The sequence below is a fragment of the Saccharothrix texasensis genome (assembly GCF_003752005.1).
GTDB lineage: Bacteria > Actinomycetota > Actinomycetes > Mycobacteriales > Pseudonocardiaceae > Actinosynnema > Actinosynnema texasense.
The window spans coordinates 4,460,733-4,484,088 of the sequence record NZ_RJKM01000001.1; the positions used below are offsets into that span (position 1 = coordinate 4,460,733).

A 23,356-nucleotide genomic window follows, 5' to 3' on the forward strand; every position below is an offset into this window, starting at 1 on the left:
ACGATCAGGCCCATGGCCGAGCTGCTGACCGACGACCAGGTGACCGCCGCGCTGACTTCGTTGCCTTCGTGGCAGGCGAAGGACGCCGCGCTGGTGCGCACGGTGGAGCTGGAGAGCTTCGCCCGGGCCCTCCAGGTCGTGAACCGGGTGGCCGAGATCGCGGAGAACGACAACCACCACCCCGACATCGACATCCGCCGGCGCACGCTGACGTTCCGCTGCACGACGCACGCCGGCGGCGGGATCACCGCGCTGGACGTGTCACTCGCGGAGGAGATCGACGGGGTGCTCGACCTCTTCACGTGACCGCGCCGCGCGCCGCCGCAGCACCACCGCGACGGTGACCAGGGTGAGCAGGCCCACCGCCGGGTAGACCCAGCCCAGCGCCGAGTGGTGCCAGGGGCGCGGGATGATCCAGATCGACGGCTGCGCCTTGAGCAGGAACGAGATCAGGTAGCTGCCGATCGCCAGGATCCACGCCACGGCCGTGGCGGTGGCCAGCCGGTGCTTCGCCGAGTAGATCAACCACATCAGCGCGGGCACCGCCCACACCCAGTGGTGGCTCCACGAGATCGGCGAGACCAGCAGGCCGAGGAACTGGACGGACACGATCATCGCCAACGTGTCCTTGGCCTTGAGCGACGCGTGCAGCGCGAACCCGGTCAGCACGACCGCGACCGCGACCGCGCCGAGGAGGACCGGCCCGGTCCCGACGTCGTACCCGACGGTGCGGGACAGCGCGCCGCGCAGCGACTGGTTGATCGCCGAGCCGACCGGGCCGACCCGGGACGCGTCGCCGAGCAGGTGGAACCAGTACTCGTCCGACAGGCGCGGCGAGATCAGGTAGCCGAGCCCGACCGTGCCGAAGAACGCCACGACCGACCACGCGGCCGCCTGGTAGCGGCGGTTGAGCAGGAAGTACAGGCCGGAGATGGCGGGGGTGAGCTTGAGCCCGGCCGCGATGCCGACGCCCGCGCCCTGCTTCCAGCTCCGGGCGCTGACCATCGTGCCGAGCAGGAGGGCCGCCAGGACCAGGTTGACCTGGCCGTAGTTCAGGGTCGTGCGGACCGGCTCGACCCACACGAACAGACCGGTCCACAGCATCGCCCGGCGCGGGTCGTTGCTGCCGACGAGCTGCAACGACTTGCGGGTGACGAACCACAGGCAGGCCAGGCAGGCGAGCTGCCAGAGCCAGCGGGCCAGGCCCCACGGCACCCACGACAGCGGCACGAAGACGAGCGCCGAGAACGGCGGGTAGGTGAACGGCAGGGCGAACTGGTCGGAGAACTCCTTGAGCCGCCAGTCGTAGAGCAGACCGGTGAACAGCTCGGGTGAGGCGTTCCGGTAGACCATCAGGTCCACCATGGTCATCTTCGCCTGGAACGCGACCATCGCCAGGTGCCCGAGCAGGGACGCGCCCAGGATCCACGGCGCGTAGGCGAGCACCCGCCCTTCAAGTGCACGCAGTCCCACTGCAACTACCTCCACGATCGTGTGAATTACACGACTGTCGGGCCACGAAACCGGGTACCCGGACGTCAAGACGAGTGGGAGATCAACGCAAGGGGAAAAATCGCATGACCACCGACATCGTCGTATTCACCGTCTCTGCCCTGGCCATGCTGGCCACCGCGGGGGGCGTCTTCGCCCTGGCCCGCCACAGCCGCAACCAGGTGCGCTGACGCACGAGCACAGTACCTCGGGGCGGTGCGCTCACCTGAGCGCACCGCCCCGAGCCCTGTGCCGGGCCGGTCGCTCGGTGATCACCCGCCGCGGCGGAACTCCAGCGGGTCGCGCGGCGGGGAGCCCTCGGGCCCGGTCCGGCCGGCCGGACGCGCGGCGACCTCCGGGCGGCCCTCGATCAGCCCCACCGTGTCATCGCCGCACCCGCCGTGCTGCCGGAGCGGTGGCGGCCGAGTGCGGGGAGACGGCTGTCCGCACCGGTCAGACGTTGAAGCGGAACTCCACCACGTCGCCGTCGGCCATGACGTAGTCCTTGCCCTCGATGCGGACCTTGCCGGCGGACTTGGCGGCGGCCATGGAGCCGGCTTCCACCAGGTCGGCGAAGGAGACCACCTCGGCCTTGATGAAGCCGCGCTCGAAGTCCGTGTGGATCACGCCGGCCGCCTGCGGCGCGGTCGCGCCCTGCGGGATCGTCCAGGCCCGCGACTCCTTCGGGCCGGCCGTCAGGTAGGTCTGCAGGCCGAGGGTGTGGAAACCGGCCCGGGCCAGCGAGTACAGGCCCGGCTCGTGCTGGCCGATCGACTCCAGCAGCTCGCGCGCGGACTCCTCGTCCAGCTCCAGCAGCTCCGCCTCGACCTTGGCGTCGAGGAACACCGCGTCCGCGGGCGCCACCAGCTCGCGCAGCTCCTTGAGCTTCGCCTCGTCGGTGAGCACGGCCTCGTCGGCGTTGAACACGTACAGGAACGGCTTCGCGGTCAGCAGGCTCAGCTCGCGCAGCAGCGGACCGTCCACTTCGGACTGCGCGGCGAACAGCGTGCGCCCGCCGTCGAGGACCTCGCGCGCCTTCTGCGCCGCCTCCAGCGCGGGACGCCGGTCCTTCTGCGTGCGGGCTTCCTTCTCCAACCTCGGGATCGCCTTCTCCAGCGTCTGGAGGTCGGCGAGGATCAACTCGGTGTTGATCGTCTCGATGTCGGCGGCGGCGTCGACGCGACCGTCGACGTGGATCACGTCGGAGTCGTCGAAGACCCGGATGACCTGGCAGATCGCGTTGGCCTCGCGGATGTTGGCGAGGAACTTGTTCCCCAGCCCCGCCCCTTCGGACGCACCCTTCACGATGCCCGCGATGTCGACGAACGACACCACCGCCGGCACCTCGCGCTCGGAGCCGAAGATCTCCGCCAGCTTCGCCAGGCGGGCATCCGGCAGCGGCACCACGCCGACGTTCGGCTCGATGGTCGCGAACGGGTAGTTCGCCGCCAGCACGTCGTTGCGCGTGAGGGCGTTGAACAGGGTGGACTTGCCGACGTTGGGCAGGCCGACGATACCGAGGGTCAAACTCACGGTGGGTGAGTCTACGCGCCCCCGACGCCATGTCCGATTCCCGCGAGACCCCACGTCCCGCCGCTGGCAGAGTGGGCCCCATGCTCCTCGACGACGAACGCGCCTACCGGGCCGTCGCCGCCCGCGACGCCCGCTTCGACGGGTGCTTCATCCTCGCGGTGCGCACGACCCGGATCTACTGCCGGCCGTCCTGCCCCGCCGTGACGCCGAAGCGCCGCAACGCGGAGTTCTACCCGACCGCGGCGGCGGCGCAGTCCGCCGGCTACCGGGCGTGCCGGCGGTGCCTGCCGGACGCCGTGCCCGGCTCGCCGGAGTGGAACCTGCGGGCCGACCTGGCCGCCCGGGCCATGCGCCTGATCTCCGACGGCGTGGTGGAGCGGGAGGGCGTGCCGGGGCTCGCCGGGCAGCTGGGCTACTCGGAACGACACCTGACCCGCGTGCTGAGGGCCGAGCTGGGCGCCGGTCCGCTGGCGCTGGCCCGCGCGCACCGCGCGCACTCGGCGAGGTTGCTGATCGAGACGACCGACCTGTCGTTCGCCGACATCGCGTTCGCGGCCGGTTTCGCCAGCGTGCGGCAGTTCAACGACACGATCCGGACGGTGTTCGCGACCACGCCCTCGGCGATGCGCTCGACCCGCGCGGCGTCGGGCGCGGCGGGCCGCATCACGCTGCGCCTGCCGTACCGGCCGCCGTTCGACGCGGAGGGCCTGCTGGCGTACTTCCGGGCGCACGCGATCGCGGGCGTCGAGCACGTGACGGACCGGTGCTACGCGCGGTCGTTGCGCCTGCCGCACGGGCAGGCGACCGTGCGGCTGGAGCCGGCGGCGGGGCACGTGTCGTGCTCGCTGCGGTTGACCGACCTGCGCGACCTGGGCAGCGCGGTGAGCCGGGTGCGGCGGCTGCTGGACCTGGACGCCGACCCGGTGGCCGTGGACGACTTCCTGTCCGCCGACCCGGCGTTGCGGCCCTCGGTCGTCGCCCGGCCGGGCGTGCGGCTGCCGGGCAGCGTCGACGGCGCGGAGACCCTGCTCAGAGCGCTCGGCCACGACGCGCCGGGCGAGCCGCTGGAGCAGCCCGACGGCCCGGTGACGCACCTGTACCCGGCGCCGTCGGCGATCGACTCGCCGGTGGCGCGGGCGTTGGCGGACGGCACGCTGCGGGTCGACGTGGGCCGGGACGCGGACGAGCTGCACGCCGAGCTGTCGGCGTTCCCGGGCATCGGCCCGAAGGTCGCCTCGTACGTGGTGATGCGCGTGCTCGGCGCCCCTGACATCCCTTTGACCAGCGACAACATCGCGTGGCGCCCTTGGCGCTCGTACGCCGCGATGCACTTGAGGAGGACCGCGTGAGCACCGGCCACGTGTCGACCGTCGACACGCCGATCAGCCCTTTCACCGCCGTCGTCGCCATGGACGGCGCCGTCCTGGCCAGCGGGTGGACCGCGGACGTGGACGAGCTGCTGCCCCAGGTCTCGCCGTCACTGCGCCCGACGACCCTGGCGCACCGCCGCGACCTCGGCGCGGTGACCAAGGCCGTCCGCGCCTACCACGCCGGCGACCTGGACGCGATCGTCGACGTCCCGGTCCGGCAGCGCGGGGGCGAGTTCATGCAGCAGGCGTGGGAGGCGCTGCGCACCGTCACGGCGGGCAAGCCGGTCAGCTACGCCGACTACGCCCTGCTGGCGGGCCGGCCGTCGGCCGTCCGCGCCGCCGCGACCGCGTGCGCCCGCAACGCGGCGACGCTGTTCGTGCCGTGCCACCGGGTGATCCGCACGGGCGGCGCGATCGGCAACTTCCGCTGGGGTCCGGACGTGAAGCGGTGGCTGCTGGCGCACGAGTCCTGACGCGTCAGTCCTCGTCGCGCGGACGGGGGCGGCGCGGGGGGCGGCCGCCTTCGCGGGGCGGGGCGGGGCGGCGGGGGCGGTCCGGGGTGGAGGCCGGCGGGCGGGGGCGCTTGGGGCGGTCCTCGTCGGCCGTCGGGGACTGGCGGCGGCGGTCGGCGGGCGCGTCGGCGGTGCGGTCGGCCCGGGGGCGCTTCTTCGGGCGCTCGTCCGGGTCGGGCTGCTCGGCGCGGGCGGGACGGTCGGCGCGGTCGGAGCGGTCCGCGCGGTCCGGGCGGTCGGCGCGGCGCGGTTTGTCCGGCTTGCGCTTGGCCTCGCGGATCTCGTCCTTGGTCAGCCGGTTCGGGTCCTTCTGGGTGCTCACCCGCACGATGCCGATGATCACCGTGCACGCGGTGGTGATCGCCATCGCCGGGAACCCGTCGATCAACGGCTTGCCCAGCGCCAGGCCCATCGCCGCCAGCCCGCCGCTGGGCATGCCCTGCGTCACGACCACCAGGATGGGCACCACGATCGCCAGCACCAGCGGCGGCTGGACGATCGGGCCGAACATCGAGCGCCGCTCGACGAACACCACCGCCCCGACGCAGCCCACGAAGAACGTGACGGCGAACACCCAGCCCACGGTCTTCGCGGCCGAGTTCACGTCGACGAACGTGCCGACGATGGCCACCACGAAGGCGATGAGCACGGCCGCCCACCAGGGCAGGCCCCGGAAGCTGCCGAACATGGCGCGGTCGTTCCAGCGGACGGCGGCGAACTCGTCGTCCTCCGGCTCGCTGCGCGAGTCGTCACGCATTGCAGCGGTCACGCACACTCCTCGTTCGGCTCAGTCCCGGCACACTCTATTACGCCTCCCGGGCGTCCAAGGGTGCACCGAGGCCGGCCTCGTCCGTCCGCCTCACCGGCGGCAGGGGTGTGACGTCGGACGACGCGTTGCTCAGCGGCTCCACGGCGGCCCGGAAACCCTCCAGCGCGTCCAGCTCGCGCCGCCGCGCCGACAGGAACCGCTGAAGGTGCGTGCTCGACAGGTTCACCGCGTCGATGGCGCCGTCCGCCGCCCGGTGCGCCCGCGACGCCGCCGCCCTGACCTGCTCGACGTCGTCGGCCAGCGCGCGGTCGGTCACCGCGAACATCGCCGCCGACGCGATCACCGCGAACCCGGTCGGCCCGCACAGGAACACCCGCCGGTCGAGCAGCCAGCGCAGCAGCTCCGGGTCGGTGTCCAGGGCCGCGACCACCGCGCCGTCGTTCGGCACGAACATGATCGTCCCGTAGATGGCGTCGGCCCACCGCTGGTAGCCCTTGCCCGCCAGCTCCGCGGCCCGCGACCGGATGTTGCGCACGTGCACCCGCAGCGCGTCGACGCGCTCGGCCGCGTTGTCGGTCTCCACCGCCTCCGCCCAGGTCGCCATGCTCATCTTCGCGTCGACGGGCACCCGCCGCCCGCCGCCGACGTTGAGCACCAGGTCCGGTCGCACCGAACCGCCGCCCGCCACGTCCACCTGCAGGTCGAAGTGGATGCCCTCGCGCAGGCCGAGCACCCGCGCCGTCTCCACCAGCACCTTCTCGCCGAGCTCGCCGCGACCGCTGACCGAGGAGAACGCCACCTCGTAGCGCTGCAGCGCCGCCCACTGCGCGTCGCCGCGTTCCCGTTCGGCCTGCACCGCGGCCAGCGCGGCGTCGGTGCGCCGCACGCTGTCCTGGTAGAGCCGCCAGAGGAACACCAGCGCGCCCGCGAGCAGGAGCGCCACGACCACCGCCGCCGTGCTGAGGACCGCTGTCATGCCCTGATCATCGCGCACAGGTGTCCGACCACACGTTCGAGCGACACGCCGAGCGGGTTGGCCGATCGGACGGCCGAACGGCCCTACCGTGGCCGCCGTGAAGATCCTGCACACGTCCGACTGGCACGTGGGGCGCACCTTCCACGGCCGTGACCTGCTGCAAGAGCAGGAGTCGGTGCTCGGCGGCCTCGCCGACACCGTGTCGGACGAGCGGGTGGACGCGGTCGTGGTGGCGGGAGACCTGTTCGACCGGGCGGTGCCGAACGCGGAAGCCGTCGCGGTGTGCTCCCGGGTGCTCAAGCGCATCCGCGAGGCGGGCGCGAAGATCGTGATCACGCCCGGCAACCACGACTCGGCGGCCCGGCTGGGCTTCCTGGGCGCGTTCGCCGAGGCGGGCGGCCTGCACCTGCGCACGCGCGTGGCCGAGCTGCACGACCCGGTGCTGTTCGCCGACGAGCACGGCCCGGTCGCGGTGTACGGGATCCCGTTCCTGGAGCCGGAGACGGCGCGGCACGCGCTCGGCGTGGAGGCCAAGGGCCACGGCGGCGTGCTCACCGAGGCGATGCGGCTGGTGAAGCAGGACCTGGCGGTCCGCGAGAACACGCGGTCGGTCGTGCTCGCGCACGCGTTCGTCACCGGCGGCGAGCCGTGCGAGTCGGAGCGCACCATCGCGGTGGGCGGGGTGCAGGACGTGTCGGGCGCGGTGTTCGCCGGGGTCGACTACGTGGCGCTGGGCCACCTGCACGGGCAGCAGACGCTGGCGGAGCACCTGCGGTACTCGGGCAGCCCGGTGGCGTACTCGTTCTCCGAGGCGCGGCACCGCAAGTCGGTGTGGCTGGTCGAGCTGGACGCGGGCGGGCTCGCCGGGGCGCGGCGGCACTCGCTGCCGGTGCCCCGCGCGCTGTCGACGCTGAGCGGCGCGCTCGATGACCTGCTGCTGGACCCGGCGCACGAGCCGGTGGAGGACCACTTCCTGTCCGTCACGCTGACCGACCGGGTGCGGCCGCTGGACGCGTTGCGCCGGCTGCAGAAGCGGTTCCCGCACGCGGTGCACGTGGAGTGGCGGCCGGAGGGCGGGCGGACCGGTGAGCTGCGGTTCGCCGAACGGGTGCGCGGGCGCGACGACGAGGAGATCGCCTGCTGCTTCGTCGAGGACGTGCGCGGCGAGCAGCCGAACCCGCGGGAGCTCGACCTGCTGCGCGAGGCGTTCGCCGCGGCGGCCCGGGAGGACGAGGCGTGAAGCTGCACCGGTTGGCGGTGAGCGGGTTCGGCCCGTACGCGGTGCGCGAGGAGGTCGACTTCGACCTGCTGGGCGCGGACGGCCTGTTCCTCCTGCACGGCGACACGGGCGCGGGCAAGACGACGTTGCTCGACGCGGTGGCGTTCGCGCTGTTCGGCAAGGTGCCCGGCGCGCGCGGCGACGTGAAGCGCCTGCGCTGCGACTACGCCGACCGCGACACGCCCACGTACGTGGAGCTGGAGCTGACCGTGCGCGGCCGGCGGTTCCGGATCAAGCGCAGCCCCGAGTACGAGCGGCCGAAGAAGCGCGGCGACGGCGCGACCCGCCAGCAGGCGCAGGTGTCGTTGACGTGGGTCAGCGGGTGGACCGGCGAGGGGCACAGCCGCATCGACGACGTGGCCCGCGAGGTCGAGGGCCTGCTCGGGATGACCGCCGAGCAGTTCTTCCAGGTGGTGCTGCTGCCGCAGGGCGAGTTCGCCCGGTTCCTGCGCGCGGAGACCGCCGAGCGGGAGAAGCTGCTGGAGAAGCTGTTCGGCACGGAGCGGTTCCTGGACGTGGAGAAGTGGTTCCGGGAACGCCGCGCGGAGCGCAGGCGCGAGGTCGAGCAGCTCGGCCGGGCGCGCCACGACCTGGCGCTGCGGGTCGCCGAGGTCGCGCTGGAGGAGCCGCCGGCGGGCGGCGGCGACCAGGAGTGGCTCAGCTCCCTGCTCAAGCGGCTGGACGAGGACGAGCGCGACGCCGAGCAGGTCTCGGCCGAGGCGTCCGACCGGCGCGCCCTCGCCGAGCGGGACTGGCAGGAGGCGCGGGCGCGGCAGGAACGGGTCCGCCGGGTGCGGGACGCGCGCCGCCACCTCGACCGGTACGCCGAGGTCGAGCCGAGCCTGCGGGCGTGGGTCGCCGAACGCGACGCGGCCCGGCAGGCGGCGGTCGTCGTGCCCGCCCAGGAACGCGCGGTGAAGCTGGCCCGCGAGCTCGACGCCGCCGTCGCCCAGGAGCGGGCGGCGGCCTCCGCCGTGTCCGCGCTGGGCTACGAGGGCGTGGATCTCCGCGGTGACGGCGAGCGCTTCCGCGAGGAGGCGGGCGGCCTGACCGGGCTGGCCGCCGAAGCCGAACGGCAGCGCGCGGACCAGCGGCGGATCGCGCAGCTGGACCGCGACGTCGCCACCACGTCCCAGGGGCTGGCCACGCTGGTCGCGCAGCTGGACGAGGTGCCGCACCGGCTGTCCGCCGCGAGGAGCGCGGTCGAGGAGTCGGCCGAGGCCGCCGCCCGGCTGCCGCAGGTGGCGGGACTGGCCGGCGCCGCGGCCGAGCTGCCGCGCGTCGAGCGGGCGTTCCGGGAGGCGGACGAGGCCCGGCGGGACGCGGTGGACGCGCAGCAGGCGGCCCGGGAGAAGCTGCTGCGGATCCGCCGGGACCGGCTGGACGGCATGGCGGTCGAGCTGGCCGGGCAGCTGCGCGCGGGCCACGGGTGCCCGGTGTGCGGTTCGGCCGAGCACCCGTCGCCGGCGCGGCCGGTGCCGGACGCGGTGACGGCCCTGGACGAGGACCGCGCCGCCGACGAGGACCAGCGGGCCCTGGACCGGCGTCAGCGGGCCGAGCGGGAGTCGCACCGGCTGGGCGAGCGGCTGGCGCTGCTGCGCGAGCAGTTGGGCGACCGGCCGCCGGCCGAGCTGGACCGCGAGCACCGGTCCGTCGCCGCGCGGGCCGAGCAGCTGGAGAGCAGGCAGGCCGCGCTGGCGGAGCTGGAGGCCGAGGTGCGCCGCGCGCTCGACCGGCGCGGCGCGCTGGAGCGCGAGCTGGCCGAGGCGGGCGCGCAGCGGGCGCAGCTGGTCGAGGCCGTCGAGGAGCGGGGCGCGCGGCTGGAGGAGGCGCGCGGCGAGTTCCCGGACGTGGTGACCCGGCGGGCGCACCTCGGCGACCTGGCGGACGCGGTGACCGGGCTGGCCGCGCGCCGCGCCGCCGTGGCCGAGCACGAGGAGCGGCTGGCCGACCAGCGGCTGGAGGTGGCGCGGCTGGCGTCGCTGGCCGGGTTCGCCGACGTGGCCGACGCCCTGGCCGCGGCCCGCCCGGCTTCCGCCGTCGCCGAGCTGGAGACCCGGATCCGCGAGGTCGAGAACACCCGGACGGCGGCCGAGAGCACGCTGGCCGAGCTGCCCGACACCGACCCGGACACCGAGGTCGACGTGGCGGGCGCGGAGGAGCGGTTCCGGGTGGCGAGCGACGGCGCGACCGAGGCCGCCACCGCGTTGACCAACGCCCGCACCAGGGCCGCCCGCGCCGCCGACCTGGCCGGGCAGCTCCGCGACGCGTGGCTGCGGCTGGAGCCGGTGGAGGCGGAGTTCGCCGAGCTGGACGCGCTGACCGACGTGATCAACGGGTCGGGGCAGAACACCAAGAGCATGACCCTGCGCACCTACGTGCTGGCCGCCCGGCTGGAGGAGGTCGCGGTGGCCGCCGGCGCCCGGCTGGAGCGGATGAGCCAGGGCCGCTACCGGTTCGTGCACTCGGTCGAGGCCGGTCCGCGGGGCACGAGGGGCGGGCTGGGCCTCGACGTCATGGACGACTACTCGGGGCAGCAGCGGCCGGCGAAGACGCTGTCCGGCGGCGAGTCGTTCCTGGCGTCGCTGTCCCTGGCCCTCGGCCTGGCCGACGTGGTCGCGGCGGGAGCCGTGCTGGACACGCTGTTCATCGACGAGGGTTTCGGCACGCTCGACGCCGAGACGCTGGAGCTGGTGATGACCACGCTGGACGAGCTGCGCGCCGGCGGCCGGGTCGTCGGCCTCGTCTCGCACGTGGAGGAGCTGCGGCAGCGCATCCCGACCCGGCTGCGCGTCCGCAAGGCCCGGGAGGGTTCCTCGCTGGAGCTGACGGCCTGACCCCGGTCACGCGGAGACCCCCGGACCTCGGCGGCCGCTGACGGCGCCCGTGCGTCACCCCGGCGCTCGACTCCCACCGTCGACCGGACGCGCGCCGGGCGCCCGGCGCGTGGCGAGCAGCCGGTGCCGGCGGGCGTCCTCCGGCCTGCCCCAGGCCGCGTGGGCGCGGGCCAGACCGTCGTGGGCGCGGGCCTCCTCGTGCCGGTCGCCGGTGCGGCGGGTCAGCGCCAACGCCTCGTGGTGGTGGTCCACCGCGCGGCCCGGGTCGCCCTCGGCGGTCGCCAGTTCGCCCAGGGTGTCGAGCACCTCGGCCTCCAGGTCGCGGTTGCCGGTCGCCCGCGCGCCCGCGAGCGCCTCGTCCAGGTGCTTCCCGGCGACCTCCCAGCGGCCCAACCGGAGGTGGACCAGCCCCAGGTTCGCCTGGAGGTGGTCCACCAGCGCGTGGTCGTTGTCGACGTCCGGCACGGCCGCCAGGGCCCGCTCCACGTGCCGCAGCGCCTCCTCGTAGCGCCCCGACGCCTCGTGCACCAGCGCCAGGCTGCACAGCACGCCCGCCTCGCCGCGCCGGTTGCCGATGGCCCTGGCGATGGCCAGCGCCTCCTGGAAGCTCCGCTGCGACTCGTCGTGGCGCCCGAGGCGGCGCAGCACGACACCCAGGTTCTTCAGCGCCCGGCCGGTGAAGCTCACGTCACCGGTCTCCCGCCCGACCGCGACGGCCCGCTCGTGGTGGCGCAACGCCTCCTCGTAGCGGCCCAGCCGCTCGCACGCCACGCCGAGACCGGTGAGCGCGACCCCTTCGGCGACGCGGTCCGCCCGCCGCCGGCCGGCCACCAGGGCGTGGGTGTGCAGGGCGAGGGACTCGTCGTGGTGGCCGCGGACGTGGAAGTAGCGCCACAGCGTGGCGGTCAGCTCCTCCGCGTGCCCGGCGTCGCCGTGCCGGGCCGCGTGCTCGGCGACCGCGAGGAGGTTCGCCCGCTCGGCCTCCAGCCACGCCACCGCGTCGGCACGGGTGGTCGGGTCGGTCGGCGCCGGCGCGGACCGCCGCCCGGCGGGGTCGGCGGGGTCCGCGGGGTCGAACAGGCCCATCGCGACCGCCGCCACGCGCACGTAGTGGTCGGCCAGGGCGTGCAGCGCGGCGGCCCGCCCGTCGGCGGCGTCCACCTCGGCGGCCAGGCCGCGGGCGTAGGCGCGCAGCAGGTCGTGCATCTGGAACCGGCCGTCGGCGGTGGTCTCCACGAGGTGCGACCGGACCAGGACGTCGACGTGCCGCCGGGCCGTGGCCTCGTCGGAGCCGGTCAGCGCGGCGACGGCGGCGAGACCGAGTTCGTGGCACGGGTGCGCGCCCAGCAGCCGGAACACCCGGGCGACCGCCGGGGAGAGCTGCCGGTAGGACCACGAGAACGCCGACCGCAGCGCCGCGTGGGGGTCGGCGTCGTCGTCGAGCCGGTCCAGCCGGTCCTGCTCGCGGGTCAGCTCGCCGACGAGGTCGGCCAGCGACGCGGAGGGCCGGCCGGTGGCCAGCTCGGCGGCCAGGCGCAGGGCCAGCGGCAGCCGGGCGCACAGCTCCGCCAGGACGTCCGCCGCGCGCGGGTCCGCCGCCGCGCGGTCGCCGATCAACGCGCGCAGCAGGTCGCGGGCCTCGTCGGCGGGCAGCAGGTCGAGGCGCAGCCGGGTCGCGCCGTCCTTCGCGACCAGCCCGCGCAGCGAGTCGCGGCTGGTCACCAGCACCAGGCAGCCCGGCGACCCGGGCAGCAGCGGCCGGACCTGGGCGGCCGTGCGGGCGTTGTCGAGCACCACGAGCACCCGGCGGCCCGCCAGCAGGGACCGGAACGCGGCGGACCGCTCGTCCAGGTCGCGCGGGATGTCCCGAGAGTCGACGCCCAACGCGCGCAGGAAGCCCGACAGCGCGTCACCGGGGCCGACCGGCAGGTCCGGGTCGTACCCGCGCAGGTCGACGTAGAGCTGCCCGTCGGGGAACCGGTCGCGCGCGCGGTGCGCCCAGTGCACGGCCAGGGCGGTCTTGCCGACGCCGCCGGTGCCGGTGATCACCGCGACCGGCGAGGGCTGCCGGTCGTCGGTCCGCGGGAGCAGGCCGTCGAGCCGCCGCACGTGCTCGGCACGGCCGGTGAACCCGACGACGGCGGCGGGGACCTGGGCGGGGCCGGTCCACCCGGACGGGCCCGGCTCCCGGTCGACGGCCAGGTTCGGGTCCTGGTTGAGGATGTCCAGGTGCAGCCGGCGCAGCTCCTCGCCCGGCCGCAGGCCCAGCTCCCGGTCGAGCAGCACGCGGCCCTCGTCGTAGACGTCCAGCGCCTCCGCCTGGCGGCCCGCCCGGTACAGCGCGGTCATCAGCGCGCCCCGCAACCGCTCCCGGAACGGGTGCCGCGCGACCAGGCCGGCCAGCGCGACCGCCGCCTCCTCGTGCGACCCCAGGGCGGACGACGCCGCCGCGTGCCCTTCCAGCGCGGTCAGCCGGCGTTCGACCAGCCTGGCCCGCACGCTGTCGGCGTCGGGGCCCGCCAGGTCGCGGAACGGGTCGCCGCGCCACAGCCCCAGCGCCTCGGCGAACGCCGCCTCCGCCTGCCGGTGCAGGCCCGCGTCCCCGTGCCGCCGTCCCGCCCGGACCAGCGCCTCGAACCGGTGCGCGTCGAGCTCGCCCTCCGCCACCCGGACCCGGTAGCCGGCCCGACCGCCGTCGATCCGCTCGCCGCCGAGCAGCCCGCGCAGCTTCCACACGTAGGTCTTGGTGTTCTTCTCCGCCGAGGGCGGCGCGCCCTCCGGCCAGAGGGCCTCGACCAGCCGCTCGACGCTCACCCACTCGCCGGCGTGCAGCAGCAGCGTGGCCAGCAGCACCCGCGGCTTCCGGGCGTCGACGGGAACGCGCACCCCGTCGGACCGCACGACGTCGACCGCGCCCAGGACCCGGAACAGCACTCGGCACACTCCCCAGCGCCGCGGCCGTCCCCACGACCGAGGCGGTTCCGAACGTAGCGCACCGGCGGCCCCCCGGCCGTGGACCGCCGGTGTACCGCCGCTGTACCGGCGTGCGCCAGGCTCGACCACACGGGTCGCCGGCTGTGACCTTCATTGGGGGAGGGCCACAGCCACGACTCCCCCGCGCGCGCCGCCGCCGCGAGGCAGACCCCACGACCGGGCGACGGGCGCCGGGCGGCACCCTCCACCCGCCGCCCGGTCGTGGTCCTCGTCTGCCGGCTAGGACGCGAGCAGGCCGCCCCGGTACGCCGAGGCCTGGAGCTCGAACAGCTCGAAGTAGTGCCCGCGCAACGCCATCAGCTGCTCGTGCGTGCCCTGCTCGATGATCCGGCCCTGGTCGAGCACAACGATCCGGTCGGCGTTGCGGATGTTCGCCAGCCGGTGCGTCACCAGGATCGTGGTGCGCCGCGCGGTCGCCTCCCGCAGTCCCTCGAACACCCTCGCCTCCGCCTTGGCGTCCAGCGCCGCCGTCGGCTCGTCGGCCACCAGCACCGCCGCGTCCCGGTACATGCCGCGCGCGATGCCCATCCGCTGCCACTGCCCGCCGGACAGGTCCTGCCCGTCGTTGAACTGCCGCGACAGCACGGTGTCCGGTCCGGCGGGCAGGCTCGCCAGCACCTCGTCCGCGCCCGACTTCGCCACCGCCTCCTGCCACGCCTCGTCGTCCTCGCGCTCCAGCCGCCCGACCGTCACGTTGTGCCGGGCGGTCATCGGCCACTGCGCCGGGTCCTGCGCGATCACCGCGATGGACGAGTGCACCGAGTGCGGGTCGGCCTCGGCCAGGTCGACGCCGTCCCACGCCACCGTGCCCGACGACGCCGGGTACAGGCCGGTCAGCACCTTGCCGAGGGTCGTCTTGCCCGAGCCGTTCTCCCCCACCAGCGCGACGACCTCGCCCTTCGCCACGGTCAGGTTCACCTCGCGCAGCGCGGGCTTCGGCGCGCCCGGGTAGGTGAACGAGACGTCGGTGAGCGTGATGCTCTCCGGGTCCTCCGGCGCCTTGACCGGCGAGCTGCCCTGCGCCCGTTCCGCGCCCTCGACCAGCAGCTTGCGGTAGAAGTCGATGTAGAAGGAGTCCTCGTACAGCGAGTTGACCGCCCGGGTGGTCGACGCCAGCGACGAGAACCCGGTGCGCATGGCCAGCACCGCCGTGCCCGCCAACGCCAGCTCCATGCCGCCGGTGTGCAGCAGGAAGCCCAGCACGACGTAGGCGATCGCGGTGCCGACGCCGGCCAGCGAACGCCCGGTCAGCCGCACCAGGTTCGTGCGGTGCGCCATCCGGATCTCGTCGGCCATGAGGCTGTCCGCGATGCGCCGGTGCTCGCCGAGCAGCTGTTCCTGCAACGTCAGGGCGTGCCGCTCCAGCGCGAAGTCGCGCTCGGTGGCGACCTCCTCCACCACGCCCTTGCGGGTGTTGCGGGTCACCGAGTCGAGGAAGTGCTCGTAGCGCAGCTTGGACGCCCGCGCCGACGCCCAGGCGTTCGCGAACGCGGCCAGCAGCAGCGCCGGCGCCAGCCACGGGTTGAGGAACCCGACCGTCACCACCGCCGCGACCAGCGAGATGCCGCCGGACAGCAGGTCCGCCAGGTACCGCAGGCTGCTCTCCAGCGAGCGCACGCCGCGCCGCCCGCCCTGCCGGGCCAGCTCGCGGAAGTCGGCGTCCTCGAACGCGAGGAGCTGGGCGCGCACGAGGACCGCCGTCACCTCGTCGTTCGCCTCACGGGTGACGCGGGGCCGCAGCGAGCTCTCCACCGCGGCGACCGCCGTGTCGAGCAACGCGCGGACCACGAACGACCCGACCACCACCGCCAGCGCGGGCAGCGCCTCCACCACCCGCTGCGGCGTCGGCCCGTCCCGCAGCAGCGCGGAGAACACGTCGGCCGTGGCGAGCAGCCCGAACGCGGTCACGCAGCCGGACAGCACGTGCACCACGCCGGCCAGCACGGTGAGCCGGGGCGAGGTGCGCCAGGCGAGGCGGACCACCATCGCCACCGCCGACGGCAGGCTCTTGAGGGCCTTGCCCAAGCTCACCGACGTCCCGCCACGACGACGGGCCCACTTGGGGGTGGCCACGTTCTCCACCCCGATCAGCACGGTGCTCATCGTCCCAGGAAACGCGAACTTCACCCCCGCGCCAACCACGTTCACGATCAGCGCAGCTCAACGCCGCGCACGAGCCGGGCTGTCGTACCTCCGTGCGACGATCGCCGCGGACTCCCCGTGCGCCCGCCGGAATGGAATAAAAACCACCACCAGTGGGCCGCTAACGCGTGGACGACTTTTCCCGACAGGCGGGTTGACCCGGGTCGAAGCACCGCCGCCCCACCACCCCGGGGGACATTTTCCGGCCTTTTCGCGCGTTTTCCGACGCGCGCAGATCGCGAATGGAGAATTCCCATGCGCACGATTACCGGCCGAGCGCGCCTCGGTGTGGCCGCCCTCGCGGCGGTGCTGGCCTCGGCGGTGCTGACCACGCCCGCCTCGGCCGCCGCGCCCCCGTTCGACCCGAGCCTCGGGCGCACGCCCTACCAGCCGGACAAGATGCTCGTCGACCCTTATGCCGGTGACGCGCGCGACCAGCGGAACCAGTACGGCTTCAACCTCACCCAGTACCGGGGCCTGACCAATCCCGCCTATTACGAGCTGATGGACCACTACACGGTCAAGCTGTACCGCAACCGTCGCGGCCTGCCCGAGAACGACCCGAGGCTGGCGCAGGAGGAGCGGTGGCTGGAGGGCTTCGACGAGGTGCTCTCCACCATGGTCCTGGAGACCAACAAGTGGGTCGGCGGGCGCCTGGAGTACCTCGACTACGACGGCGAGCCGTACCTGACCACGCCGCGACCGGCCAACCAGATCAGCATCACCTTCGACCCGCAGCTCACCAGCGCCATCGGGATCGCCTACCCGGGCACCACGCTCGACCGGCGGGGGCTGGCCCTCACCGGCGGCAACATCAGCTTCGCGCACCTGCCGCAGTGGACCGACCTGGTGGAGGACAGCCTCGACGGCGACCGGGAGGCCCGCTACCAGATCGCGCTCAAGGTGATGCACGAGTTCGGCCACCACATGGGGCTCAACCACTACTTCGCCGAGTTCCACGGCCAGTACACGCTCATGGGCGGGCGGACCGTGGACGACGTGACGAGCTGGAACCAGGTGCTCTCGCGCGGCGACAAGGCCGGGCTGCTGGCGATGGCCGGCTGGCGCGACCGGGCGAAGAAGTGCGGCGAGACCGGCGTCTGCGACCCGATCTGGTACAAGGACGACGGGGTGGCGTGGCCGCCGAACGCGCCCGACCACCGCTACGACCGGGGCTGACCGACCGGGCCTGGGCGACCGGACCTGGGCGACACCGGTCTGGGCGAAGCGAAGCCGGACCGGCCGGGGTGGCGAGCACTCGCCACCCCCGGCGCGCGTCCTAGCGGACCATGTCCTTGCGCAGCTCGCGCGGCAGGGCGAAGGCGATCTTCTCGTTCGCCGTGGTGATCTCCTCGACGTCGCCGTAGCCGTGCGTCGCCAGGAACTCCAGCAGCTCCATCACCAGGATGTCCGGCACCGACGCGCCCGACGTGACGCCGACCGTCGTCACGCCCTCCAACCAGGCGAGGTCGACCTCGTTCGCGTAGTCGACCAGGTACGACGCCCGCGCGCCCGCCTGGAGCGCCACCTCGACCAGCCGCACCGAGTTGGACGAGTTCTTCGACCCGACCACCAGCACCAGGTCGCACTCCGGCGCCATCGTCTTCACCGCGGTCTGCCGGTTGGACGTCGCGTAGCAGATGTCGTCCGACGGGGGCTCCTGCAGGTCCGGGAACCGGTCCTGCAGCTGCCGCACCCGCACCATCGTCTCGTCCACCGACAGCGTGGTCTGCGAGAGCCAGACCACCTTGGACGGATCGCGCACCACGACCTTGTCGACGTCCTCGGCGGTGTCCACGAGCTGGATGTGCGAGGGCGCCTCGCCGTACGTGCCCTCGACCTCCTCGTGCCCTTCGTGACCGATGAGCAGGATGTCGTAGTCCTCGCGGGCGAACCGCTTCGCCTCGTTGTGGACCTTGGTCACCAGCGGGCAGGTGGCGTCGATGGTGCGCAGCTGCCGCGAGGCGGCCTCCTCGTGCACGGCGGGCGACACGCCGTGCGCCGAGAACACCACGAGCGCGCCCTCGGGCACCTCGTCGGTCTCGTCGACGAAGATCGCGCCGCGCCGGGACAGCGTCTCCACGACGTGCTTGTTGTGGACGATCTCCTTGCGCACGTAGACCGGCGCGCCGTACTGCTCGAGCGCCTTCTCGACGGTCACGACGGCACGGTCCACACCGGCGCAGTAGCCACGCGGCTTGGCCAGGAGCACTCGCTTGTCCATGACCACCAGGGTACGGCGTGCCGGATGTAGGCATCCGACGGCCGACTGCGGCAGGCTGTAGGGCATGAAGCCACTGCCCCTGACCGTCCGCCTCGCCGCGGGACTGGCGGTCACCGCCGTCGAGCAGGCCCGGAAGCTCCCGGGGCAACTCGCGGGCCTCCCGGTCACCGTGGTCAGTGAGGCCTTGCAGCTGTCCATGCGGCTCCAGCAGCGGGTGACGGAACTCGCAATCAAGGGCGACGACGCGCTGTCCGTGCTGCGGCCCGTGGAGCAGGAGCCCGAGTGGGCGACGTTCGACGAGGACGAAGGCGGCGCGGCGCCGGCCGCCGACGCCGGCGCCGGCCTCGACGCCGACGACCCGTGGTCGGCGGAGGAGCAGGCCCTGGCCGCCGAGCCGCCCGCCGTGCTGCCGAACTACGACGAGCTGTCGTTGGCGCAGCTCAGGGCGCGGTTGCGCACGCTGAGCGCGGAAGACCTCGAAGAGCTGCTGGCGCACGAGCGCACCCACGCCGCCCGCCCCGAGTTCACCGGCATGCTCACCCGCCGCATCGCGAACCTCGAGAACCAGTGACCGAGGAGAAGTCCAGCCCCGAGAACCCGTGGCCGGTGCGCACGGTCGCGCGCAAGATCTTCGACTGGATCAACCGGCTCGGCGACGTGTGGGTGGAGGGCCAGGTCACCCAGCTCAGCGCGCGTCCGGGCACGGCGACGGCGTTCCTGACCCTGCGCGACCCGTCCGTGGACATGTCGATGCAGCTGACCGCGCCCGTGGGCATGGTGCGCGAGCTGCAACTGTCCGAGGGCAGCCGCGTGGTGGTGCACGGCAAGCCCAACTTCTTCCCCAACCGGGGCACGCTGAGCCTGCGCGTGGACGAGATCCGGCAGGTCGGCATCGGCGAGCTGCTGGCCCGGATCGAACGCCTGCGCAAGCTGCTCGACGCCGAGGGCCTGTTCGACCCCCGGCGCAAGCGCAGGCCGCCGTTCCTGCCGAACAAGATCGGCCTCGTCACGGGACGCGCGTCGGCCGCCGAGCGGGACGTGCTGACCAACGCGCAGGCCCGCTGGCCGGGCGCCCGGTTCCGGGTGGTCAACGTCGCGGTGCAGGGCGCCCTGGCCGTGCCGCAGATCCTCACCGCACTGTCGACTCTGGACCGCGACCCCGAGGTGGACGTCATCGTGCTGGCCCGCGGCGGCGGCAGCGTCGAGGACCTGCTGCCGTTCTCGGACGAGGCGCTGTGCCGGGCGGTGGCGCAGTGCCGCACGCCGGTGCTGTCCGCGATCGGGCACGAGCCGGACACCCCGCTGGTGGACCACGTGGCCGACCTGCGGTGCTCCACGCCGACCGACGCGGGCAAGCGGGTCGTGCCGGACGTCGCGGAGGAGGGCGAGCGGATCCGCCAGCTGCGCGACCGCAGCCGGCGCGCCCTGCACGGCTGGGTCGACCGGGAGCGCAAGCTGCTCGCGGCGCTGCGCACGCGGCCCGCGCTCGCCGACCCGCACGGCCCGCTGGACCGGCGCGCGGAGGACGTGGACCGGCTGCGCGAGCGGGCCCGGCGGGCGGTGCGCAACCGCCTCGACTCGGAGACCTCCGGTCTGACCGCGACCACGGCGCGCTTGACGACCCTCGGGCCTGCCGCCACGCTGGCGCGGGGTTACGCGGTGGTCCAACTGGTCACCCCCGACGGGGTCGACGGCGTGCTCCGCTCGACCTCCCAAGCTCCCGCGGGCACCCGGTTGAGGGTGCGCGTGGCCGACGGCGCGGTGCACGCGGCCGTCACCTCCGGAGGGGACGGCGAAGCGCCCCCCGGCGGAGACGGCGATGCGGCCCGAGAAGGAGGCGGTGGTGCCGAACCCCGCACGTGAACCCACGTTCCTGCCCTTGACGGTGGCCGCCGCGGGCGAGGCCGGCGACGAAGGCGCCGGCGCCGTGCGCAGCAGCGCCGAGTCGGCCGACCAGGCCGCCGCCGACTGCTGGCTCGCCCTGGTGGCCGGTTGCACGTCGGGCAGGCAGACGTTGATCAACCGGTTACACGACCTGTCCGAGGCGACCTCCGGCTACGCCGGGATGCGGTGGTGGCTGGGCCACGGCTCGGTGCACCGCAGGCGCGTCGCCGCCGCCGAGCACCGCATCGACGACGCCGTGCGCGAGGGCGACGGCGCGGAGTTCGCCGAGGCGTTCATCGGCTACGACCAGGCGGTCGCCACCGTCGTGGTGCACGTCCAGAACCGATTGGGGAAGTTGTCCACGTGAGCGAGCCGGGCTACGAGCAGGCCAGGGACGAGTTGGTGGAGGTGGTCCGCAGGCTGGAGGCGGGCGGGCTGTCGCTGGAGGACTCGCTGGCGCTGTGGGAACGCGGCGAGGCCTTGGCGAAGACGTGCGAGCGGCAGCTCGCGGGCGCCCGGGAGCGGATCGATCAAGCACTCAGTGTGACCGAGGAGGACGTGGCCGAGGTGTGATGACGTGCGAGGATTGGTCTACCGGCCGGTAATCGCAGTCGCAGGAGGAACCTCATGGTCACAGGCAGCAGCCCGTCCGAGCGCCGTCGCGAGGCACCCGACCGGAACCTCGCGCTGGAACTCGTCCGGGTGACCGAGGCGGCCGCGATGGCCGCCGGGCGCTGGGTGGGCCGCGGCGACAAGAACGGCGGCGACGGCGCGGCGGTGGACGCCATGCGCAAGCTGATCGGCACCGTCTCCATGCGCGGCGTGGTCGTGATCGGCGAGGGCGAGAAGGACGAGGCGCCCATGCTGTTCAACGGCGAGGAGGTCGGCGACGGCAACGGCCCCGAGTGCGACGTGGCGGTCGACCCGATCGACGGCACCACGTTGATGGCCAAGGGGATGCCGAACGCCCTCGCGGTGCTCGCGGTCGCCGAGCGCGGCGCGATGTTCGACCCGTCGGCGGTGTTCTACATGGAGAAGCTCGCCACCGGACCGGAGGCGGCGGACGTCATCGACATCACCGCGCCGATCGCGGAGAACATCCGCCGGGTGGCGAAGGCCAAGCACAGCGACGTCTCCGACGTGACGGTGTGCGTCCTGGACCGGCCGCGGCACGAGTCGCTGGTCGGCGAGGTGCGCGCGGCGGGCGCCCGGATCCACTTCATCTCCGACGGCGACGTGGCGGGCGCGATCTCGGCGGCCCGGCCGAACACCGGCATCGACCTGCTGGTCGGCATCGGCGGCACGCCGGAGGGGATCATCGCGGCGGCGGCGCTGAAGTGCATGGGCGGCGCGATCCAGGCCAAGCTGTGGCCCAAGGACGACGAGGAGCGGCAGAAGGCGCTGGACGCGGGCCACGACCTGGACCGCGTGCTGCTGACCGACGACCTGGTGCGCGGCGACAACGTGTTCTTCTGCGCCACCGGCGTGACGGACGGCGACCTGGTGCGCGGCGTGCACTACCGGGCGGGCGGCTGCACGACCCAGTCGATCGTGATGCGCTCGAAGTCCGGCACGGTGCGGATGATCGACGGCTTCCACCGGCTGACCAAGCTGCGCGAGTACTCGTCGGTCGACTTCGACATCCCGGTCACCGGCCAGGACGCGCTGCCGCCGCTCCCCTAGCCGGCGGGCGCCCCGCGGGCCGACCGGCACCGAGCGCTGTCAACTGTGAACCGAGTGTTACCGGCCGATCGGCTGTGGTGATCACGTCGCGTTCATCCCTAGTTTCCGTTCCGTCCCCGAGCACCCTGCGCCGGGGACGGAGAGGAAGCGATGAAGGTTCGTACCCTGTTCACCGCCTTCGCGGTGGCGATCGGCGCGGCTCTCGCCTCGGCGGCCGGGGCGGCGGCGGCCCCGGCGACCGACGGCGTCACCCCGTTCATCGTGGGCGGCGGCAACGCCACGCAGACCTACTCGTGGATGGTCTCCCTGCAGAGCACCACGGGCAGCCACTTCTGCGGCGGCTCGCTGATCAAGGCCAACTGGGTCGTCACGGCCAAGCACTGCGTGCAGGGCCGGTCGGCGTCCTCGATCCGGGCCCGCATCGGCACGACCAACCGCACCAGCGGCGGCACGGTCGCGACCGGCGCGCAGATCGTGACCAACGCGTCGTACGACATCGCGCTCGTGCGCCTGTCCACCTCGGTGGGCCAGACGCCGATCGCGGTGGCGGCGTCGTCGGGCGCGGTCGGCACGGCCACCCGCATCATCGGGTGGGGCCAGACGTGCGCCCCGCGCGGCGGCTGCGGCGCGCCGACGATCCTGCAGGAGCTGAACACGTCGATCGTGTCGGACGGCAGCTGCCTGGGGATCTACGGCTCGTACGAGATCTGCACCAACAACCCGAACGGCAACGCGGGCGCCTGCTACGGCGACTCGGGCGGCCCGCAGGTCAAGTCCGTGAACGGTGTGTGGCAGCTGATCGGCGCCACCAGCCGTGCGGGCAACAACAGCTCCACCTGCGCCACCGCGCCGTCGATCTACATGGACGTGCCGGCGTTCCGCTCGTGGATCAGCCAGTACGCGGGCGCGGTCTGAGCGGCTCGGTCACGCGGTCGAAGGGCCGTCCCTCCTCCGGGTGGGGCGGCCCTTCCCGATTCGTTACCGGGGCCGCTGCAACCAGGGCCTCCGGGTCGGCGTCTCCAGGGTCAGTACACAGCACGATCTCTGGGGGTGCGCGAGATGCGCAGAGCAGCACTGGTGGCAATCGCTTTGCTGGCAACGGCTTGCGGGACGTCCGAGGCTTCTGGCCCGGCCACGTCCCCGACTGGTCCTTCCTCGTCCGCTTCGGCCGCGCCGACGGAGGAGTCCTCTTCGTCCTCTGCCGCCGCCCCGTCCACTCCGGCCACCGAGCCGACGGCGGAGACCACCGCGACCCCGGACCCGCAGCCCGCGCCGCCGCCACCGCCGGTCACCGTGCCCGGCACGCCGTGCGACATCACCGAGGGCGCGTGCGTGCGGCTGTCGACCAACGAGTCGTGGCTGATCAGCGAGGGCAAGGTCAGCTACGGCCCGGTGCCGACCACGTCCGGGCGGCCCGGCTACGAGACGCCCGTCGGCTACCACTCGGTGCTGTGGAAGGTCGAACTGGACTACAGCCGCGACTTCGGCATGGCCGAGATGCCGTACTCGACGTACTTCGTCGGCAACGGCATCGCGTTCCACGAGGGCAGCCTCACGGACGAGTCCCACGGCTGCATCCACCTGGCCCGCGAGGCGGCGGCGAAGTACTTCCACACCCTCCGGGTGGGTGACCAGGTCCAGGTGGTTGCGTAACAGGGTGTG

At 73.8% G+C, this 23,356-nt stretch carries 20 protein-coding genes; 13 read left to right on the top strand and 7 right to left on the bottom strand.

Annotated features, from left to right (window positions below; translation table 11 throughout):
* Positions 1-12 precede the first annotated feature (12 nt).
* Positions 13-306, top strand: a complete 294-nt coding sequence (locus EDD40_RS18890) for a 4a-hydroxytetrahydrobiopterin dehydratase (protein WP_123744096.1) — start codon at positions 13-15, stop codon at positions 304-306.
* Here the strand turns inward: EDD40_RS18890 and EDD40_RS18895 are convergent.
* Together EDD40_RS18895 and ychF are read right to left on the bottom strand one after the other, a co-directional pair.
* Positions 262-1,473, bottom strand: coding sequence for a mannosyltransferase (locus EDD40_RS18895; protein ID WP_123744097.1), 1,212 nt, complete (start codon positions 1,471-1,473; stop codon positions 262-264). The two genes, EDD40_RS18890 and EDD40_RS18895, sit on opposite strands and share 45 nt — an antisense overlap.
* Positions 1,474-1,944: 471 nt before the next feature.
* On the bottom strand, positions 1,945-3,024 hold the full coding sequence (gene ychF, locus EDD40_RS18900) for a redox-regulated ATPase YchF (protein ID WP_123744098.1): 1,080 nt from the start codon (positions 3,022-3,024) through the stop codon (positions 1,945-1,947).
* 80 nt (positions 3,025-3,104) lie between these two features.
* Here ychF and EDD40_RS18905 point away from each other — a divergent pair, with 80 nt between their 5' ends.
* Positions 3,105-4,373 carry an AlkA N-terminal domain-containing protein gene (locus tag EDD40_RS18905; RefSeq protein WP_123744099.1) on the top strand — a complete coding sequence of 423 codons (1,269 nt, stop codon included), beginning with the start codon at positions 3,105-3,107 and terminating at the stop codon, positions 4,371-4,373.
* The gene (locus tag EDD40_RS18910; RefSeq protein ID WP_123744100.1) at positions 4,370-4,867 is read left to right on the top strand and encodes a methylated-DNA--[protein]-cysteine S-methyltransferase; all 498 of its coding nucleotides are present in this window, start codon (positions 4,370-4,372) and stop codon (positions 4,865-4,867) included. The genes EDD40_RS18905 and EDD40_RS18910 overlap by 4 nt, the downstream gene beginning before the upstream one ends.
* A gap of 4 nt (positions 4,868-4,871) precedes the next feature.
* Here EDD40_RS18910 and EDD40_RS18915 read toward each other — a convergent pair whose 3' ends face one another.
* The gene (locus EDD40_RS18915) at positions 4,872-5,675 is read right to left on the bottom strand and encodes a DUF6542 domain-containing protein (RefSeq protein WP_148088838.1); all 804 of its coding nucleotides are present in this window, start codon (positions 5,673-5,675) and stop codon (positions 4,872-4,874) included.
* A gap of 37 nt (positions 5,676-5,712) precedes the next feature.
* Entirely contained in the window at positions 5,713-6,651 is a 939-nt protein-coding gene (locus tag EDD40_RS18920) for a DNA recombination protein RmuC (RefSeq protein WP_123744102.1), read from the bottom strand.
* Between the two features lie 97 nt (positions 6,652-6,748).
* On the opposite strand from EDD40_RS18920, the gene EDD40_RS18925 reads away from it, so the two are divergent.
* Together EDD40_RS18925 and EDD40_RS18930 are read left to right on the top strand one after the other, a co-directional pair.
* A complete protein-coding gene (locus tag EDD40_RS18925; RefSeq protein ID WP_123748126.1) occupies positions 6,749-7,891 on the top strand; it encodes an exonuclease SbcCD subunit D in 1,143 nt (380 codons plus the stop codon).
* Positions 7,888-10,767, top strand: a complete 2,880-nt coding sequence (locus tag EDD40_RS18930) for an AAA family ATPase (protein ID WP_123744103.1) — start codon at positions 7,888-7,890, stop codon at positions 10,765-10,767. Before EDD40_RS18925 ends, EDD40_RS18930 begins: the two co-directional genes overlap by 4 nt.
* 54 nt (positions 10,768-10,821) lie before the next feature.
* Here EDD40_RS18930 and EDD40_RS18935 read toward each other — a convergent pair whose 3' ends face one another.
* Both EDD40_RS18935 and EDD40_RS18940 read right to left on the bottom strand, forming a co-directional pair.
* Entirely contained in the window at positions 10,822-13,701 is a 2,880-nt protein-coding gene (locus EDD40_RS18935; RefSeq protein WP_170185136.1) for an AfsR/SARP family transcriptional regulator, read from the bottom strand.
* A 279-nt stretch (positions 13,702-13,980) separates the two neighbouring features.
* Positions 13,981-15,864: an ABC transporter ATP-binding protein gene (locus tag EDD40_RS18940; protein WP_123744105.1), complete on the bottom strand. Its 1,884-nt coding sequence runs from the start codon at positions 15,862-15,864 to the stop codon at positions 13,981-13,983.
* A 294-nt stretch (positions 15,865-16,158) separates the two neighbouring features.
* Between EDD40_RS18940 and EDD40_RS18945 the strand changes: the two genes are divergently transcribed.
* On the top strand, positions 16,159-17,082 hold the full coding sequence (locus EDD40_RS18945) for a hypothetical protein (protein ID WP_148088839.1): 924 nt from the start codon (positions 16,159-16,161) through the stop codon (positions 17,080-17,082).
* Between the two features lie 100 nt (positions 17,083-17,182).
* Here the strand turns inward: EDD40_RS18945 and EDD40_RS18950 are convergent, their stop codons facing one another.
* Complete coding sequence (locus tag EDD40_RS18950) at positions 17,183-18,127, bottom strand: 4-hydroxy-3-methylbut-2-enyl diphosphate reductase (RefSeq protein ID WP_123744107.1); 945 nt, start codon at positions 18,125-18,127, stop codon at positions 17,183-17,185.
* 64 nt (positions 18,128-18,191) lie between these two features.
* On the opposite strand from EDD40_RS18950, the gene EDD40_RS18955 reads away from it, so the two are divergent.
* From EDD40_RS18955 to EDD40_RS43675, 7 genes are all read left to right on the top strand, one after another.
* Positions 18,192-18,698 carry a lipid droplet-associated protein gene (locus tag EDD40_RS18955; RefSeq protein WP_123744108.1) on the top strand — a complete coding sequence of 169 codons (507 nt, stop codon included), beginning with the start codon at positions 18,192-18,194 and terminating at the stop codon, positions 18,696-18,698.
* Positions 18,695-19,990 (top strand): exodeoxyribonuclease VII large subunit, encoded by a 1,296-nt coding sequence (gene xseA / locus EDD40_RS18960; RefSeq protein ID WP_246037729.1) that lies wholly within the window; start codon positions 18,695-18,697, stop codon positions 19,988-19,990. The genes EDD40_RS18955 and xseA overlap by 4 nt, the downstream gene beginning before the upstream one ends.
* The gene (locus EDD40_RS18965) at positions 19,947-20,378 is read left to right on the top strand and encodes a sugar ABC transporter substrate-binding protein (protein ID WP_246037730.1); all 432 of its coding nucleotides are present in this window, start codon (positions 19,947-19,949) and stop codon (positions 20,376-20,378) included. The genes xseA and EDD40_RS18965 overlap by 44 nt, the downstream gene beginning before the upstream one ends.
* The gene (locus EDD40_RS18970; RefSeq protein WP_123744109.1) at positions 20,375-20,584 is read left to right on the top strand and encodes an exodeoxyribonuclease VII small subunit; all 210 of its coding nucleotides are present in this window, start codon (positions 20,375-20,377) and stop codon (positions 20,582-20,584) included. Before EDD40_RS18965 ends, EDD40_RS18970 begins: the two co-directional genes overlap by 4 nt.
* 54 nt (positions 20,585-20,638) lie before the next feature.
* A complete protein-coding gene (gene glpX / locus EDD40_RS18975; RefSeq protein ID WP_123744110.1) occupies positions 20,639-21,694 on the top strand; it encodes a class II fructose-bisphosphatase in 1,056 nt (351 codons plus the stop codon).
* Positions 21,695-21,844: 150 nt separating this feature from the next.
* A complete protein-coding gene (locus tag EDD40_RS18980) occupies positions 21,845-22,609 on the top strand; it encodes a S1 family peptidase (RefSeq protein WP_123744111.1) in 765 nt (254 codons plus the stop codon).
* A 378-nt stretch (positions 22,610-22,987) separates the two neighbouring features.
* Positions 22,988-23,347, top strand: coding sequence for a L,D-transpeptidase (locus EDD40_RS43675; RefSeq protein WP_246037731.1), 360 nt, complete (start codon positions 22,988-22,990; stop codon positions 23,345-23,347).
* The last annotated feature ends 9 nt before the right edge of the window (positions 23,348-23,356 follow it).

What these genes read in the sequence shown, in the direction of transcription:
- EDD40_RS18890 (WP_123744096.1), top strand. Translation starts at nt 13, where the DNA reads ATGGCCGAGCTGCTGACCGACGACCAGGTGACCGCCGCGCTGACTTCG.
- EDD40_RS18905 (WP_123744099.1), top strand. Translation starts at nt 3,105, where the DNA reads ATGCTCCTCGACGACGAACGCGCCTACCGGGCCGTCGCCGCCCGCGAC.
- EDD40_RS18920 (WP_123744102.1), bottom strand. Translation starts at nt 6,651, where the DNA reads ATGACAGCGGTCCTCAGCACGGCGGCGGTGGTCGTGGCGCTCCTGCTC.
- EDD40_RS18940 (WP_123744105.1), bottom strand. Translation starts at nt 15,864, where the DNA reads ATGAGCACCGTGCTGATCGGGGTGGAGAACGTGGCCACCCCCAAGTGG.
- EDD40_RS18945 (WP_148088839.1), top strand. Translation starts at nt 16,159, where the DNA reads ATGCGCACGATTACCGGCCGAGCGCGCCTCGGTGTGGCCGCCCTCGCG.
- EDD40_RS18950 (WP_123744107.1), bottom strand. Translation starts at nt 18,127, where the DNA reads ATGGACAAGCGAGTGCTCCTGGCCAAGCCGCGTGGCTACTGCGCCGGT.
- EDD40_RS18955 (WP_123744108.1), top strand. Translation starts at nt 18,192, where the DNA reads ATGAAGCCACTGCCCCTGACCGTCCGCCTCGCCGCGGGACTGGCGGTC.
- EDD40_RS18965 (WP_246037730.1), top strand. Translation starts at nt 19,947, where the DNA reads ATGCGGCCCGAGAAGGAGGCGGTGGTGCCGAACCCCGCACGTGAACCC.
- glpX (WP_123744110.1), top strand. Translation starts at nt 20,639, where the DNA reads ATGGTCACAGGCAGCAGCCCGTCCGAGCGCCGTCGCGAGGCACCCGAC.
- EDD40_RS18980 (WP_123744111.1), top strand. Translation starts at nt 21,845, where the DNA reads ATGAAGGTTCGTACCCTGTTCACCGCCTTCGCGGTGGCGATCGGCGCG.